Genomic DNA, 15,164 nt, shown 5'->3' with positions numbered 1-15,164 from the left:
AGCCATTCAGATGTCAGGCAAGCATCTTGCTGAACTTACCCACGATAAATCGAACATCTTCAATGTCCGGAGCGCGGGATGCGTCAGTTGAATCGCTTTGCCTTATTCATGCTGCTGCCGCTCGCCGCGTGCGCGGCAGGACCGTCGAGTCCCACCGATACCGGCTTTGGCCCATCGCCGGTATTGCCGGCGCCAGAATCGTCGCTGATGACCACGGTCAATATCGCGCCCGTTCAGCCAGCGGCCGCCGACTTCCTCCCGACCGCGCCAAACGGGTTTGTGGTGACGAAATTCGCCCGCGACCTGACTCACCCGCGCTGGCTTTACACGTTGCCGAACGGCGACGTGCTCGTAGCGGAAAGCAATGCACCCGAGCAGCACGACGAAGGCAGCGGCATATTCGGCTGGGTTAGAAAACAGGTGATGAAACGCGCGGGAGCGGGCACGCCGAGCCCCGACCGTATCGTGCTATTGCGCGATACCACCGGCAGCGGCGTCGCCGATCAGCAGACCGTGTTCCTCAGTGGCCTGCACTCGCCGTTCGGCATGGCGCTGATCGGCAATCAACTCTATGTCGCCGATACGGACGCCATTCTGCGATTCGACTACACGCCCGGCGCAACGCAGATCGCAACACCTGGCGTGAAGGTGGCTGATCTGCCGGCTGGGCCGATCAATCATCACTGGACCAAAAACATTTTGGCCGACCGTTCGGGCAAGCATCTCTACGTGACAGTGGGATCGAACAGCAACGCGGGTGAAAACGGCATTGACGCCGAAGCCGACCGCGCACGGATTCTCGAATTCGACGTGGCGTCGGGCCAGATGCGGCCCTTCGCGACAGGGCTGCGCAATCCCAATGGACTATCCTGGCAGCCCGACAGCGGCGCGCTGTGGACAGCAGTCAACGAGCGCGACGACCTGGGCAACAACCTCGTGCCCGATTACATGACTGCTGTGAAAGACGGCGCGTTTTATGGCTTCCCCTACAGCTATTACGGTCAGCATATCGACACGCGCGTCAAACCTCAGCGCCCCGACCTGGTCGCCACGGCCATCGCACCGGACTATGCGCTCGGCAACCATACCGCATCGCTCGGACTGGTTTTTTACGGCCGGACGCTGTTTCCCGCGCATTATCGCGGCGGTGCTTTCGTCGGTCAGCATGGCTCGTGGAATCGCAAGCCGTATAGCGGCTACAAGGTGGTGTTCATCCCATTCGTCAAAGGCCAACCCGCAGGCGCTCCGGAAGATTTCCTGAGCGGCTTTCTGACCGCCAACGGTCACGCCGTTGGTCGGCCAGTCGGTGTCGCGGTGGATACGCGCGGGGCGCTGCTGGTGGCGGACGACGTCGGCAACGCAGTCTGGCGTGTGGCGCCGCGGACCGATAGCGGCGCGGCAGTTGGCACGCCGTCGGCGCAATAGCAGCGAATCCGCCGACCGCTTATCGGCGGCACAACGGCGATCACTCCAGTCCCGCGAGTTAGAACCGCTCCAGCACGCCAAGCTGCACACCCTTGACCGGCGCGCCGGGATACGCGACCGGCAGCCCGGTCACGTTGACGCCGCGCAGGGTGAAGCTGGCACCGTCGTGATTCGCCAGGTAGGCCCCGCTGAAGTAGAACAGCAAACTCCGTGAAAAGTTGTATTCGAACGCCACGCTGAACTGGTCGGCGCTCGCACCGGCACCGGTATAGTCGCGTACATGCGCATAGCCGAGCGATGCGCGAGCAATCGGAGAAAAGCTGTACTGCGCCGAGAGCGAGCCACCCGCGCCGTGATAGAGCGGCGTGCCGCCATCGCCGTTAAAGAACGCGAGCCACACACGCACCTTGTCGATCGCGTAGGTCGCGCCGCCGAGATTCGCCCGCAGCGAGCCTGCGCCGTGTGTCTGCTGTCGCGCGTATAGCAGCCTGAAGTTGTCGAGTTGATAGGCGGCGGTCACATAGTATCCGTCGATGCCGTTGCCGTCTTTCTCCGACGGATCGCGCGTGGCCGTCATCACCGTCGCGCTGAAGCCGCCGATGACCGGCGACTGGTACTGGATCGCGTTGCTGGCGTAGGGTGTGATCTTCGACAGGTTGTTCAGTCCGGACGCGATCGTGCCGGCGCCGAACGCATCGAGGTCGCCCTTGAACGGGATGTAGATAGGCGAATATTGCCGGCCGAAACGCACCTCGCCCCAGGCGTTGCGCGCGCCGATCCACGCCTGACGATTGAATAGAACACCGGGAGTCTGAAGCGTGCCGTCGACGGAGCTAAAGCCGTTTTCCAGCGTGAAGATGATATCGGTGCCGTTACCGAGCGGCTCGCTGCCCCGCAAGCCGACGCGCGAACCGCGATACGCACCCGAGTCCAGACGCGGAGTCCACCCGGACCCTGGATCGGTTATTTCGAGGCTGGTGTCCAGCACGCCGTACAGCGTGACGGAGCCCGCGCCGCCGTTGGAGGCCGCCACGCTCTGCAAGCAAAATAGCAGCGCCGCGCCTGCCACGCCCGCGCGCCAGCCCACGTAACGGCTCCGGGCGGCCACCCGCGCCACCGGATCCCACGTTCGTCGCGGCTTGTCGAGTTGAGTTTTCGCGGCACCGACCAGATGCAGTCCTCCATGGGCACGTCGAACATATGTTCCGGAATGAGGACGCTCACCGCCGCATCACGAGTGGAATGTGAAGAGGTGTTGAACGGTCCAGCAGCGAACATAACAGACCTGCGCCGAATTGCAATTTTCAGCGCAGTGAATTCAGAGCGCTTACGTACGCTTGGGACCGCATGACGTTCAAACGATGGCTGCAACTCGGCGCGCTTCTTTCGCTGCCGACCTATGCACTCGCAACGGCGTGGCTCCCTCGCCGGGATCTTGCTGCTGCAAGTTGAACTGGCTGATCGACACCTGCAGCAGCCTCGCCTGTTCGGTCAACGTCTGCGCCACCGCCGCGGCCTGCTCCACCAGTGCCGCGTTTTGCTGCGTCACGCTATCCATCTGCGTGACAGCGTCGCCGACCTGATCGATACCGGCGCTTTGCTCGGCGGCCGCCGCCGCAATATCGCGCATGACGCCCGACACTTTGGCAATGGCCTCGCGTGCGGAGTGAATCGTCGCGCCGGTTTGCCCGACGAACTCGGCGCCGGTCCCGACCTTGTCCACCGCCCGGCTGATCAGCGTGCGAATTTCCTTCGCTGCCGCCGCGCTGCGCTGCGCGAGCGTGCGCACCTCGCCGGCCACGACCGCGAAACCACGCCCCGCATCGCCGGCCCGGGCCGCTTCGACCGCCGCGTTCAGCGCGAGAATATTGGTCTGAAACGCGATGCCTTCGATGACCGAGATGATCTCCACCATCTTGTGCGATTCCGTCGATATCTCCTGCATCGTCGATACCGCTTGCGCCGCCATCTCCCCGCCGCGATTGACGATTTGCTCCGCGCCGGCGGTCAGCTGGCTCGCTGTCTGCGCGCTCTCCGCCGTTTGCCGGACCATGGCCGTCATTTGCTCCATGCTCGCCGCGGTTTCCTCAAGCGATGCCGCCTGATTCTCCGTGCGCGCCGACAGATCCGTGTTGCCGCCGGCAATCTCGCGCGCGCCCGTCGCCACTTTGTCGGCCGCGCCCTTGATCTGTTCGATCGTGTGGGCGAGCGCGTCGCGCATAAGGTGCATGGTGTGCAGCAGGCTCGACTCGTCGCCGTGACGGAGGTTGATGGGAATGGCGAGGTTGCCCTGGGTGATTTCGCCGGCCACTTGCGCAACGTAGACCGGATCGCCGCCGATCGTGCGCCGGATGCTGCGATTGGTCAGCGAGACAAGCGCGGACAGCAGCAGCGCCACGACCGCAAAGATTGCGCCGACGAAATACAGCGACTCCTTGAACGCGGCGTCGATGTCATCCACGTAAGCGCCCGTGGCGATGATCCAGTCCCACGGCGCGTAACGCACCACGTAGCCGATCTTGCCGACAGCAGCCGAGGACGGGTCTTGCGGATGCGGGAAAACATAATCGACGAAGCCGCCGTTCGGCTTCTGCGCGACGGCGGCGAACGTCACGTAGTGGTGACGGCCGTCGGCATCCGCGGTACCGGCGAGATCCTTGCCGTTCAACGCAGGTTTCATCGCATGCATGACCATGCGCGGCGTCGAATCGATGACGAGAAAATAGCCGTCCTCGCCGTAGCGTATGCCGCGCAGCCGTTCGAGCGCCTGCCGGCGGGCGTCCGCTTCGCCAAGCGCGCCGCTCTTCGCCAGCGCCGCATATTCCGTCACGATGCTGAGTCCGACATGCGCGACGTTCACGAGATCGTTTTTGCGCTCCTCGATGCGCGTCTGCCGCGACAGCCACGCCGCCGACACCGACACGGCGAGAAGTGCCACGAGGCTGACGGCCAGCGGCAGCCAGAGCTTTTGTGTGAAACTGAATCGGACCATGCACGCGCCCCACGTCGGTATCGAATGATCGAGCCGGGCCGCGTCATGGCAACAGGTGCCGATATGGCATCGGCGCGCCGTTGCTTGAGTGCGACCACCCGATTCATTTATCGGCAAGCGCGCGCATCTTTTGTGTAGAGACAAACCCTTTACGGGGAGCGAGTGAGCCTGAGCTATCACAATGCCTTCGGCTCGCGGTTGCCTCAGTGCTTCTCATACTCGTCATGCCGGCGCCACCACACACCCGTTTCGTTACGTCCTTTGGGCGCGCGGTCGAGCCACTGATACATGCCCCAGAGTGCGTCCACGCCGCGTCCGTAAGTGGAATACGTGTGGTACACGGCGCCGTCTTCGAGCACGAACGCGCTCATGCCGGGCCGGTCGAGCGAATACGTGGGCGCGTCGGTTCCGCAGGCAGTCGCGAACTCGACCACGGGGGCCGGCGCGGGTGTCGCATCCATCGCATGGCCGCCGCGCTGGTAATTGTATTCGACGCTTCCCTCGCGCTGCTGCTGCTCGGTGAACGAGACATTGCTGTCGAAGTTGAAGTCGCTGCCCGCCGACGACGCCCACGGAAACGTCCATCCCATGCGCCGCCTGTACGCCTGCAGCTTCGCGAGCGGCGCCCGCGATACCGCCGTCATGGCGACGTCGTGATTCGCCAGATGCACCACGGAACCATTGAACCCGTCCGCGACCGCCGAACACGACGGACAGCCCGCGGCGTAGTCGGGGCCGAACATGAAGTGATAGACGAGCAACTGGGAGCGTCCCCGGAAGAGATCGGCCAGCGAAGCGCTGCCTTCATCGGTCTCGAACCGGTAGGGCTTGTCGATCCGGACCCAAGGCAGCGCTTGCCGCTGCCGCGCCAGTTCGTCGCTCTGGCGCGTGAGCGCCTTTTCCGCTTCGAGCAGTTCGAGCCGCGCGGCCAGCCATTCTTCCCGTGTGCCGATGCTGTGTTTCGTCGTCATGCTTGCCTCCTTGCTTCGCTATGCGAAGTGCTGTGGGTGGGTCGTGCTAGATTAGCCCCGGGCTTCGAACGATGGGAGTGACAAGTGTGGCGTGATTCACCTCGACCATGGACTCGCTAGTCACGGCGGCGGCGCGCGCGCTCGCCGCGGGCGATCCGCTCGGCGCGCTGAATCGCGTCGCCTTGCGCGACGACGCGCCCGCGCTCGCGCTGCGCGGCATCGCCATGGCGCAGCTCGGCGATCTGGTGCGGGCGAAGGCGCTCTTGCGAAGCGCCGCGCGTGCCTTCGGTGCGCGAGAACCGGTAGCCCGCGCGCGCTGTGTCGTCGCCGAGGCCGAGATCGCACTCGCCTCGCGTGATCTGAACTGGCCCACGAAGGCACTGGAAGCCGCGCGCGCCACGCTCGAAGCGCACGGCGACCGGCTCAACGGCGCGCATGCGCGCTATCTCGCGGTGCGGCGCCTGCTGCTGATCGGGCGTCTCGACGAGGCCGAACGCGCGCTCGCCGGACTCGATCCCACGCCGTTCCCACCCGCTTTGAGAACCGCACACGAACTGGTGGTGGCCGGTGTCGCGCTGCGCCGCCTTCAGACCAAAGCGGCACGCGCCGCACTGGAGCGAGCCCGGCGAGCGGCAGGTCTCGCGGGTATCCCTGCTCTGACGGCGGAGGTCGACCACGCCGCGCTCGTTCTGAACGCACCCGCGGCGCGACTGCTCGCGCGCGGCGACGAACGTCCGTTGCTGCTCGACGAGATGGAAGCGCTGCTGGCATCGAAAGCATTGATCGTGGACGCGTGCCGTCACGTGGTGCGCGACTCGGGAACGGTGATCTCGCTCGCCAGCCGACCGGTGTTGTTCGTGCTCGCCCGCGCACTGGCCGAAGCGTGGCCGAAGGACGTATCGCGCGACGTGCTGGTCGCGCGAGCCTTCAGGGCCAAGGCCGCCGACGAATCGCATCGCGCGCGCCTGCGGGTCGAACTTGGACGGCTGCGTTCGGTGCTTCGCAACGTGGCCGGCGTGAGCGCGACGCGGTGCGGGTTCGCGCTGGTGCCGCGACACGCGCAAGAGGTGGTCGTGCTGGCGCGGCCTGTCGAAGACAAACATGCGCCCGTGCTGGCCCTGCTCGCGGACGGAGAGTCGTGGTCCAGTTCGGCCCTCGCGCTTGCGCTCGGCGCGAGCCAGCGCACCGTGCAGCGGAGCCTCGATACGCTCGCGGCGCAAGACAAGGTGCAGTCGCTCGGCCGAGGTCGCGCGCGTCGCTGGATGACGCCGCCCATGCCTGGATTCACGACGACCTTGTTACTCCCCGCTCCGTTGCCGATTGATTAGGATGGCAACACGAAAACCACGAGGGACAAGTCATGAAACGATCAGCCGCCGAAATCATCACCGAGTACGGACCTTTTGAAGGCATAGAGCGCGTGCATGGCGTGACATACGACGGCCAGCACGTCTGGTTTGCGACGGGCGACGCGTTGAACGCGCTCGACCCGGAGAGCGGCAAGCAGGTCCGCTCGATCGATGTCGCTGCGCACGCGGGTACGGCCTTCGACGGCGAGCATCTGTTCCAGATCGCCGAGAACCGTATTCAGAAGATCGATCCCAAGACCGGCCGCGTGCTCGCCACGATTCCCGCGCCGGGTGGCGGTACGGACTCGGGACTCGCATGGGCCGAAGGCACGCTGTGGGTCGGACAGTATCGCGAGCGCAAGATCCATCAAGTCGATCCGCAGACGGGGACGATTCTGCGCACCATCGAGTCCAATCGCTTCGTGACCGGCGTTACGTGGGTCGACGGTGAACTGTGGCATGGCACGTGGGAGGGCGACGAAAGCGAATTGCGGCGCATCGATCCGCGCACCGGCGAAGTTCAGGAGCGGCTGGAGATGCCGTCCGGCGTCAGCGTGTCGGGACTCGAATCCGACGGCGGCGATCGGTTCTTTTGCGGCGGCGGGAGCAGCGGCAAGGTGCGGGCGGTGCGGCGACCTAAGTGAGATTGTGAGGTGAGCGCCGATTGCAAAAGCAAAAGCCGCAATCGGCACCTGCATCGGCTTATTTGCGCTCGCGTCCCGGCAAGTCCTGCAGCAGATCCATGAACGCCCGCACCTTCGCGCTCAGCAAGCGCCGCGAGTGGTACAGCGCCCAGATCTCGACCGCCGGTCCATCCGCCACGCCCCAACAAACGAGCCGTCCCGCCGTCACGTCCTGCTCGACCAGCAATTTGGGCAACATCGCTGCGCCCACCCCGTCGAGCACCGCGTCGCGCACCATCAGCAGCGATGAGAGCCGCAGCACCGGCGTCGGCGCGAGCGATCTTGGACCGCTCTCCGTGCGCACGCTCCACGTCGCATTCGCCGACGCCGCAGCCAGCACGACCGCGGGCACCGCCGACGCGGCAGCCTCGCCAGCGGCCCATGGAGGTATCGACATCGTGGGTGCAGCGACCAGGAGCAGTTCGTCGCCGAGAATGCGCCGGCCCACGAGCTGCTGGTCGGGCGCGGGATTGATGCGGATAACCATGTCGTAGCCGTCCTCCACCGGATCGACAACGCGGTCTTCCGCAACCACTTCGAGTTCGACCTGCGGATAGGCCAACGCAAAACGCGTCGCGATCCGCACCAGCACCACGTGCGCGAACACAACCGGCGCGCTGATCCGCAATCGTCCGCGCGGCACCGGCGCGCGCGACGCCACCGCCTCGCCTGCCTCCTGAATCTCCGCCATCAAACCCCGCGTGCGCTCGTGCAGCACGAGACCTTCTTCGGTCAGCCGCAACGTGCGCGAGCCCCGCTCGATCAGCCGCACGCCAAGCGCTTCTTCCAGTTCCGCCACGCGCCGCGAGAGCGTGGCCTTGGGCCGGTCGAGCGCCCGGCCGGCCGGGCCGAAGCCGCCGTGCAGCGCAACCGCATTGAAATCCGCCAATGATGTCAAATCCATTATCGTTCCAAATATGAGACGAGGTGTCTGGATTTTTGCACTTTCGCTATGAAAACGGAACATCTATTGTGTGTCTACGGGCTGACTTCCAGCCCAGCCAACCAAGGAGAAAGTCATGGCAATCCTCGTAACCGGTAGTACAGGCGTCGTCGGCAAGCAGGTTCTCGAACATCTTCTGGCGAGCGGCGGCACGCAAATTCGCGCGCTGACTCGCACGCCGGAAAAAGCGCAATTCCCGGACGGCGTCACCGCGCTCCAAGGCGACCTGTCCGACCTGGACGGCTTGCGTCGTGCGATGAACGGCGTCAGCACGCTGTTCCTGCTCGCGCCCAATGCCCCGGATGAACTGACGCAGGCGCTGCAGGCCCTGAGCGTGGCGCGCGAAGCCGGCGTAAAGGGCATGGTGTATCTGTCGGTGTTCAAGGGCGCCGAGTATGTCGACGTGCCGCACTTCACCAGCAAACACACGGTGGAGCGCATGATCGAGCACTGCGATCTGCCCGCCACCGTGTTGCGTCCCGCGTATTTCATCCAGAACGACGTGCGCCAGAAAGAGCCTCTATTGACGCATGGTGTGTACGGCATGCCGATCGGTGCCAAGGGAATTTCGATGGTCGATGTGCGCGATATCGGCGAGGCCGCCGCGCGCGAGTTGCTGCGCCGAGAGCGGGCCGCAAGCCGTCTGCCGCGCGAGACGTATGAACTGGTCGGGCCTGATGCGATCACGTCGGAGACCGTGGCGTCGATCTGGGCCGAAGCGCTGGGACGCACCGTGCGCTACGGCGGCGACGATCTCGACGTGCTTGAACAGCGGCTGAAGGCAGCCGCGCCGGGCTGGCTCGTGTACGACATGCGTTTGATGATGAGCCGCTATCAGCAGGACGGCGCGGTCGCATCTCAAGCGCAAATCGATCATCTCGCGTCGCTGCTTGGACGGCAGCCGCGGTCTTATCGGGACTTCGCGGTGGAGATGGCGGCGGCCTGGGCGAAGAGCTAACGACTGACCGTAGCGACGCGCGGCCATCCACTATCGATTGATGCACGCGGCAAGCCGAATGCTGGTACGCGATATAGGACAAAAAACGGCCATGCTTCATGACCGACAGAACGCTCCCTCTTCGTACCATGCTATTGCGTTTGCCGCGCGCCGCGTACTCGATTTGTTCATGAAGGTTCAGGTTCGACGGGCGTGGCCTGCCTGAAACCGGGTGTCGCTTCGTGGGAAGAAAAGGGCCCGTCAAAGTGAAACTTCGAGAAAAGATCCTCCTATGGCGCATCGTTGGAGTACAGCCCTTTAAATTTGATGCCGCCGATAAAAAAACCGAAGCCGGCGCTGCTTTGCAGCCCTCCGTTATCGCCGGCCATTACCAGCAGCGCCGGTGCGCTTCGAATCGCTACCCCGATAAAGTCCGGTTTGACGATTCCCATAAGTAGAAGATCACGATTGATGCCCAGCATCATCAGTGAGCCGGTGCCGCCGAGCAGATAGCCAGCTGCACCTTCAAGATAGACCGTCCCACCTTCGAGGATCTTGGGGTCGCCCAGGTCGTTTCCCGTGAATGTCTCGGTCAGGAACAGTGCACCGACACTATCAAAACCGGCGGTTGATCCTGTACCGCCCAGATCATCCTTCTTGATGATGATTTTCGGGAGTGCAAGCTTCGGTAGGCGAAGTAACGAGGTGATTTCACGCGAGAAAGTCGGCCCAAACCCGGTGTAAAGATATTGGCAAGAATGGCCGGAAGTGTCATCAAGTACGAACATCCCACTTTCTGCATTAAAGGAACCGTAGCCAACCCCCGCGCCAGCACTTGTATTGAACTTCCATTTATTCTTTCTCAGAATCTTCAATGGGCTCTCCAATTGTCGAAAGGCTCTCCGCGCAAACCTGTAACGACAAAAACTGCTGAGAGCACTACAACGAATAGCGGCCATCGCCACAGATCGACAATACTGTCAATCATGGCCGACCCGTCCGGATCATCGGCGCTATATCGGACAAGGACACTCTCCCCAACCTCGAAGGACTGCGTTGTACCAGTTGGCCGCTCATAACGCCGCCCATCCTTTGCAATGAATGCTATTTGCGGATGGTGCCCACCAGCATTCAGGCGAATTACCTCACCGGTTGTCACGACGGACGAAAGACGAAACTCAATGGTTGAGTACACATATACGGCAGCGCCGGTTGCCAGGCAAAGCCCTATCGCGAGTGCGAAATAGTTACGCGAACGTTTCATCTTTCCAGGTTTTCCTTAATATCGAAACTCGCGGTCACGGTGCCAGCGCTTACACCAAGACTGCTTTGCAGCTTGTACTCCTGCTTCACTCGCGAGAAAGACAGGCTCACGTGTTCGTGATAGTTGTTATCGAATACGATCGGCTCGACAGACGTAATAACAACGTCGCCCATCTTGATTACAAGGAAGTCAAGCGGCACGCCTCCAGACTTTCGTACCGTAAGGACGACCTCTGGAATGTGTCTGCCCGTCAAGCAATAGCGCATGAGATTGGGACTTGCCCGGTCGATCTGGTGGACAAACTGAAGATCGTTAATAGTTGCCTTGCCGGCGCCTCCGCCCGAGCCAGACATCATTGAGGACTGTTGCGCCATTTTCCAGCGCCAACTGCTTACTTCGATTTGCCCGGCATACACCGCGTCTTGTGACTCGCCGGCGATGCCGTTTATCTTGATGAAAATATCCGCCACGTAAAGTCCTTTTATTATTAGCGATGCCCGAACATACCGAACTGCATCGCGGCCAGAAACCCAAGCGGGTCGGAATTTCGCTTAACGCCGCGTCATCATCAGTGAGGCCAGGAAAACGTCGCTATCGGACGTGTCCGAAAAATCGAGGCTAATTAGGCGTGCGCCAGTGGGTCGAACGTAGATGATGTGCGACATACTTCATGCCCTGACACCGAACGCGAATGGCATGTCAGCGAGACGAAGTTAACGCGATAGAGCGCGGCCCTCGGGACCAGCAATTAGATCGATTGCGAAATTTCTTAAATCCACGAACAAAAAACATCCCTCAAGTTCTGGATTTCTCTGCCGTTTACACGGCATGTGCCGTGTGCCATATCATTCACGCTGCATAAACAACTCTAATTTTGAGCCAGCACAAACCACACTCCCTTCAATCTGTAATGAAAAAGTTCATCGCACTCTTTGCCATTGCCGGCACGCTATTGACGTCAGGCTGCGCGACAGTTTCCCCCATGTCGCCGACCACATCGACGAGTTCGGTCGACACCACGAAAAACTCGTACGCGTTAATGACGGTGACGCTCAAGAACGCCTATCACACAAGTTATCAGCCGAGTCCTATCGTCGTGAATATGGAGCGCGGCGCGGCCGACTCGCGCGAAGACCGTTTGAATTTCAAGTTCGACGATCAGGCCACCACGACGAGCGACACCGGTAATCACTATTTCATTCGCCTTCCGCTGGCGCCGGGCAAATATGTGATGCGCGGCATTACCGGTCAAAGCGGCATATTCCCGTTCCACGGCATGTTCTTTACGCCGCTTCACGAAGTGGTCGACATCAAACCGAATTCGATCGTGTATCTCGGCCATATCGACGCCACGATCGTCGAACGTAAAGAGGGTGAATTGCGCGCGGGACCGGTTATTCCGCTGGTCGATCAGGCGGTTGCCGGTTTCAGCGGCGGGACGTGGGATATCAGCGTGAGTGATCAGTTCGACAACGACGTGACGGCATTCAAAAAAGACTTCCCGGCATTGACCAATGCGTCGATCGATCGTGAAGTGCTGCCCGCCTGGGATAAACAGAAAGCCACCGACTGGTGGAATAAGCACTGATTTCAAGCTGTCGATTCGAACGGCGCGCGCAGCGCAACCCGCTTGCCTGCGCCCGCTTCCAAACAAGCCGATAATCGCATGACCGACAGGATGGAGACGCCACGGTCATGCGCAATCTCGACGAAAACACGATCACCGAAGCCGTTCTGGCGCGTCACGCGCGCGCTGGCGACGAGCGGCTGAAAACCATCGTCACGAGCCTCGTACAGCATCTGCATGCCTTCGCACGCGAGGTGAACCTTACCGAGAGCGAATGGGAACAAGGCATTCGTTTCCTCACCGACGTCGGCCATATCACCGACGACAAACGCCAGGAATTCATCCTGCTCTCGGACACGCTCGGCTTGTCGATGCTCGTCACGGCGATGGCGAACCGCAAGCCGCCGGGCTGCACGGAAGCGACGGTATTCGGGCCGTTTTTCGTCGAAGGCGCGCCCGCCTATCAAAACGGCGACGACGTGTCCAACGGCGCGCGCGGCGAACCGTGCTTCGTATCGGGAACCGTCAAGGGCGCGGACGGCGAAGCGGTGGCCAATGCACGCATCGAAGTCTGGCAAGCCGACGCGGACGGTTTCTATGACGTGCAACACGCCGGCGACGACACGCATCGCGCCAGAGGCGTGCTCCATAGTCTCGCCGACGGGCGCTATCACTTCCGTTCGATCGTCGCCGAGCCTTATCCGATTCCACACGACGGACCAGTCGGGCGCATGCTCGCCGCGCTCGGCCGGCATCCATGGCGTCCGGCGCATCTGCATTTCATGATCACGGCGCCGGGCTACGAGCGCCTCGTGACCCACGTGTTCCGCGAAGGCGATCAGTACCTCGATTCGGACGCGGTGTTCGGCGTTCGCTCATCGCTCGTCGCACAGTGGCAGCGCCGTGAGGCAGGCACGGCGCCGGACGGTACGTCCATGACTACACCGTTCAGCACGCTTGAATTTGATTTTGTGCTGAACCCATCCGCGTGACGCGGGTCACTCTCTTATCGCAGCAGCCATCCCTTACCGAGCTTTACTCCTATGGAAAAACGGGCACTCATCATCGGCGCAAGCGGCATTGTCGGCGGCAATCTTGCGGACCAGCTGCTTTCGAGCGGCTGGCACGTCGCCGGACTTTCGCGCGGGCGCACGCCGGTGTCGCCGGCGATCGAATCGATTACGGCGGATCTGCAATCGGCCGAGTCCGTCAGCGCAGCACTCGCGGGCAAAGCATTCAGTCATGTGTTCCTGACCGCGTGGTCGCGGCAGGCGACTGAAAAAGACAACATTCGCGTGAACGGCGCGATGGTGCGTCACGTCATGGACGCCGTGGGTCCATCAGGCACGCTCGAACATGCCGCGCTCGTGACAGGACTGAAGCATTACCTCGGCCCGTTCGAAGCGTATGCGACCGGCGCCGTGCCCATCACACCGTTTCGCGAGGAACAGGGGCGCCAGCCGGTCGACAACTTCTACTACGAGCAGGAAGACCGTTTATTCGACGCTGCGCAGCGCTACGATTTCAGTTGGAGCGTGCATCGTCCGCATACGATCATCGGCTTCGCGCTCGGCAACGCAATGAACATGGGCGTGACGCTCGCCGTCTACGCGACCTTGTGCAAGCAGACCGGTCAGCCGTTCATCTTCCCCGGCTCCGAGGCGCAATGGAACAGCCTCACCGACATGACCGACGCGCGGCTGCTCGCGCGTCACCTGGAGTGGGCCGCCACGTCCGCGAAAGCGCGCAATGAAGACTTCAACGTGGTCAACGGCGACGTGTTCCGCTGGAAATGGATGTGGTCGCAAATCGCCGGCTACTTCGGGATCGAAGCCGTACCGTTCGATGGCGAAACACGTCCGCTCGAAGGCCGCATGCAGGACGCCGGCAAGGCATGGGCCGATATCGCCGCGCGCTTCGATCTGAAGGAGGCCGATATCGGCAAGCTCGCCTCGTGGTGGCACACCGACGCTGACCTCGGCCGGCCGATGGAAGTGCTCACGGATATGACAAAGAGCCGGCAGGCAGGCTTCCTCGACTACCAGAGCACGCCCGACTCGTTCTTCGCGCTGTTCGAGCGCCTGAAGGCCGAGCGCATCATTCCCAGCGATACGCGCACGCGGCTAGCGGCCTCGATTGAACAGAGGTGACGCATGGCTCGCGGCGGCGAGTTCCGAGGCCGCCGCGAGCAGTGTCGAGCCGAGGCTGGCCATGCGTTTTTCGTCGAGCCGCACGAGCGGCCCGGCAATGCTGATCACGCCCATCGCGGGATAGCCGCGCCGTTGCACGGGGGCGGCCATTGCCGTCATGCCGGGGGCGAACACCTCGTTGATCGTCGCGTAGCCTTTTTCACGCGCGGCGTGCACGAACTTCAGCAGGCCGCTGATCGTGGTCGGCGCGTTGGGACCGTATTGTTTCGGTTGTCCGAAGCCTTGCCGCGAGACGAGTTCGAGCGCGCGTTCGTCGGTCATGGTCATCATCCATGCGTGGCCCGTGGCGCTGCACGAAAGGATCGTGTCCATGCCCATGTCCGGGTCGTAGCGCAAGCCCTTTAATGCGCCTTGCGCTTTCGCGACCCACGTCAGCCGGTCGCCGTCCACGATTGCCAGCCGCACCAGTTCGCCGGATGTCTCGGCGAGCCGGTCGAGCATCGTCTGCGCGATGTCGACGATGCCGGACGTTGCGAGAAACCCGAGCCCCAAACCGACGAGCTTCGTAGTGAGCACGTAATCGCCATGCTCCCGCAACTGCCGCACATAACCGCATTGCTTCAGATCGACGAGCAGCCGATGGCACGCGCTGCGCGGAATATCGAGTTCGTCCGCGATCATGGCGAGCGGCGTGCCCTCCATTTGCGCGGCGAGAAATTCGAGTACCGCGAGGGTGCGTTCCGTAACGCCAGGCATGCCGGTCTCCATCTTTTGTGAGGTATTCGCGCAGCCAGTTTTGCACATTATGAGATGAAATTCCACCCTGGAACGGCATCCCACCTAGGGGTGCTAACCTTGGTTTCAAGGCGGCGCGAAGCACACG

15 protein-coding genes are annotated in these 15,164 nt (G+C 62.4%); 7 read left to right on the top strand and 8 right to left on the bottom strand.

Annotated elements, in window-relative coordinates:
* Positions 1 to 78 precede the first annotated feature (78 nt).
* Positions 79 to 1,425, top strand: a complete 1,347-nt coding sequence (locus B0G80_RS39640; protein ID WP_116123029.1) for a sorbosone dehydrogenase family protein — start codon at positions 79 to 81, stop codon at positions 1,423 to 1,425.
* A gap of 58 nt (positions 1,426 to 1,483) precedes the next feature.
* Here the strand turns inward: B0G80_RS39640 and B0G80_RS39635 are convergent, their stop codons facing one another.
* From B0G80_RS39635 to B0G80_RS39625, 3 genes are all read right to left on the bottom strand, one after another.
* Entirely contained in the window at positions 1,484 to 2,512 is a 1,029-nt protein-coding gene (locus B0G80_RS39635) for a porin (RefSeq protein WP_258879173.1), read from the bottom strand.
* A 267-nt stretch (positions 2,513 to 2,779) separates the two neighbouring features.
* The gene (locus tag B0G80_RS39630; protein ID WP_116123027.1) at positions 2,780 to 4,417 is read right to left on the bottom strand and encodes a methyl-accepting chemotaxis protein; all 1,638 of its coding nucleotides are present in this window, start codon (positions 4,415 to 4,417) and stop codon (positions 2,780 to 2,782) included.
* A gap of 203 nt (positions 4,418 to 4,620) precedes the next feature.
* Complete coding sequence (locus tag B0G80_RS39625; protein ID WP_106278583.1) at positions 4,621 to 5,388, bottom strand: DUF899 domain-containing protein; 768 nt, start codon at positions 5,386 to 5,388, stop codon at positions 4,621 to 4,623.
* A gap of 107 nt (positions 5,389 to 5,495) precedes the next feature.
* On the opposite strand from B0G80_RS39625, the gene B0G80_RS39620 reads away from it, so the two are divergent.
* Positions 5,496 to 6,716, top strand: a complete 1,221-nt coding sequence (locus B0G80_RS39620) for a helix-turn-helix domain-containing protein (protein WP_116123026.1) — start codon at positions 5,496 to 5,498, stop codon at positions 6,714 to 6,716.
* 32 nt (positions 6,717 to 6,748) lie between these two features.
* Complete coding sequence (locus B0G80_RS39615) at positions 6,749 to 7,381, top strand: DUF5074 domain-containing protein (protein ID WP_116123025.1); 633 nt, start codon at positions 6,749 to 6,751, stop codon at positions 7,379 to 7,381.
* A gap of 58 nt (positions 7,382 to 7,439) precedes the next feature.
* Here the strand turns inward: B0G80_RS39615 and B0G80_RS39610 are convergent, their stop codons facing one another.
* On the bottom strand, positions 7,440 to 8,324 hold the full coding sequence (locus tag B0G80_RS39610; RefSeq protein ID WP_116123024.1) for a LysR family transcriptional regulator: 885 nt from the start codon (positions 8,322 to 8,324) through the stop codon (positions 7,440 to 7,442).
* 115 nt (positions 8,325 to 8,439) lie between these two features.
* Between B0G80_RS39610 and B0G80_RS39605 the strand changes: the two genes are divergently transcribed.
* Positions 8,440 to 9,321 (top strand): NmrA/HSCARG family protein, encoded by an 882-nt coding sequence (locus tag B0G80_RS39605; RefSeq protein WP_116123023.1) that lies wholly within the window; start codon positions 8,440 to 8,442, stop codon positions 9,319 to 9,321.
* 269 nt (positions 9,322 to 9,590) lie between these two features.
* Here B0G80_RS39605 and B0G80_RS39600 read toward each other — a convergent pair whose 3' ends face one another.
* From B0G80_RS39600 to B0G80_RS39590, 3 genes are read right to left on the bottom strand one after another with little or no spacing between them, the layout of a single operon-like run.
* On the bottom strand, positions 9,591 to 10,175 hold the full coding sequence (locus B0G80_RS39600; RefSeq protein WP_147309979.1) for a hypothetical protein: 585 nt from the start codon (positions 10,173 to 10,175) through the stop codon (positions 9,591 to 9,593).
* Positions 10,172 to 10,564, bottom strand: a complete 393-nt coding sequence (locus B0G80_RS48345; RefSeq protein WP_116123021.1) for a DUF3592 domain-containing protein — start codon at positions 10,562 to 10,564, stop codon at positions 10,172 to 10,174. Before B0G80_RS48345 ends, B0G80_RS39600 begins: the two co-directional genes overlap by 4 nt.
* The gene (locus tag B0G80_RS39590; protein WP_116123020.1) at positions 10,561 to 11,034 is read right to left on the bottom strand and encodes a type VI secretion system tube protein Hcp; all 474 of its coding nucleotides are present in this window, start codon (positions 11,032 to 11,034) and stop codon (positions 10,561 to 10,563) included. The genes B0G80_RS48345 and B0G80_RS39590 overlap by 4 nt, the downstream gene beginning before the upstream one ends.
* Positions 11,035 to 11,474: 440 nt before the next feature.
* Here B0G80_RS39590 and B0G80_RS39585 point away from each other — a divergent pair, with 440 nt between their 5' ends.
* The 3 genes from B0G80_RS39585 to B0G80_RS39575 all read left to right on the top strand — a co-directional run bounded on the left by B0G80_RS39585 (position 11,475) and on the right by B0G80_RS39575 (position 14,281).
* Positions 11,475 to 12,152, top strand: a complete 678-nt coding sequence (locus B0G80_RS39585; RefSeq protein WP_106278594.1) for a hypothetical protein — start codon at positions 11,475 to 11,477, stop codon at positions 12,150 to 12,152.
* A gap of 107 nt (positions 12,153 to 12,259) precedes the next feature.
* On the top strand, positions 12,260 to 13,123 hold the full coding sequence (locus tag B0G80_RS39580; protein ID WP_116123019.1) for an intradiol ring-cleavage dioxygenase: 864 nt from the start codon (positions 12,260 to 12,262) through the stop codon (positions 13,121 to 13,123).
* 51 nt (positions 13,124 to 13,174) lie between these two features.
* Complete coding sequence (locus B0G80_RS39575; protein ID WP_116123018.1) at positions 13,175 to 14,281, top strand: SDR family oxidoreductase; 1,107 nt, start codon at positions 13,175 to 13,177, stop codon at positions 14,279 to 14,281.
* Here the strand turns inward: B0G80_RS39575 and B0G80_RS39570 are convergent.
* Positions 14,255 to 15,037, bottom strand: coding sequence for an IclR family transcriptional regulator (locus tag B0G80_RS39570; RefSeq protein ID WP_116123017.1), 783 nt, complete (start codon positions 15,035 to 15,037; stop codon positions 14,255 to 14,257). The two genes, B0G80_RS39575 and B0G80_RS39570, sit on opposite strands and share 27 nt — an antisense overlap.
* Positions 15,038 to 15,164: the final 127 nt, after the last annotated feature.

Origin of the sequence: Paraburkholderia sp. BL6669N2, from assembly GCF_003387275.1 — a bacterium.
Classification (GTDB): Bacteria; Pseudomonadota; Gammaproteobacteria; order Burkholderiales; family Burkholderiaceae; genus Paraburkholderia.
Note: the sequence above shows the minus strand (reverse complement) of the source record. Positions and strands in the feature narration are given on the sequence as shown.

Excerpts from the sequence above, each read along its gene's own strand:
- B0G80_RS39625 (WP_106278583.1), bottom strand. The coding sequence starts at position 5,388 with ATGACGACGAAACACAGCATCGGCACACGGGAAGAATGGCTGGCCGCG.
- B0G80_RS39575 (WP_116123018.1), top strand. The coding sequence starts at position 13,175 with ATGGAAAAACGGGCACTCATCATCGGCGCAAGCGGCATTGTCGGCGGC.
- B0G80_RS39630 (WP_116123027.1), bottom strand. The coding sequence starts at position 4,417 with ATGGTCCGATTCAGTTTCACACAAAAGCTCTGGCTGCCGCTGGCCGTC.
- B0G80_RS48345 (WP_116123021.1), bottom strand. The coding sequence starts at position 10,564 with ATGAAACGTTCGCGTAACTATTTCGCACTCGCGATAGGGCTTTGCCTG.
- B0G80_RS39615 (WP_116123025.1), top strand. The coding sequence starts at position 6,749 with ATGAAACGATCAGCCGCCGAAATCATCACCGAGTACGGACCTTTTGAA.
- B0G80_RS39585 (WP_106278594.1), top strand. The coding sequence starts at position 11,475 with ATGAAAAAGTTCATCGCACTCTTTGCCATTGCCGGCACGCTATTGACG.
- B0G80_RS39640 (WP_116123029.1), top strand. The coding sequence starts at position 79 with ATGCGTCAGTTGAATCGCTTTGCCTTATTCATGCTGCTGCCGCTCGCC.
- B0G80_RS39605 (WP_116123023.1), top strand. The coding sequence starts at position 8,440 with ATGGCAATCCTCGTAACCGGTAGTACAGGCGTCGTCGGCAAGCAGGTT.
- B0G80_RS39580 (WP_116123019.1), top strand. The coding sequence starts at position 12,260 with ATGCGCAATCTCGACGAAAACACGATCACCGAAGCCGTTCTGGCGCGT.
- B0G80_RS39610 (WP_116123024.1), bottom strand. The coding sequence starts at position 8,324 with ATGGATTTGACATCATTGGCGGATTTCAATGCGGTTGCGCTGCACGGC.
- B0G80_RS39620 (WP_116123026.1), top strand. The coding sequence starts at position 5,496 with ATGGACTCGCTAGTCACGGCGGCGGCGCGCGCGCTCGCCGCGGGCGAT.
- B0G80_RS39570 (WP_116123017.1), bottom strand. The coding sequence starts at position 15,037 with ATGCCTGGCGTTACGGAACGCACCCTCGCGGTACTCGAATTTCTCGCC.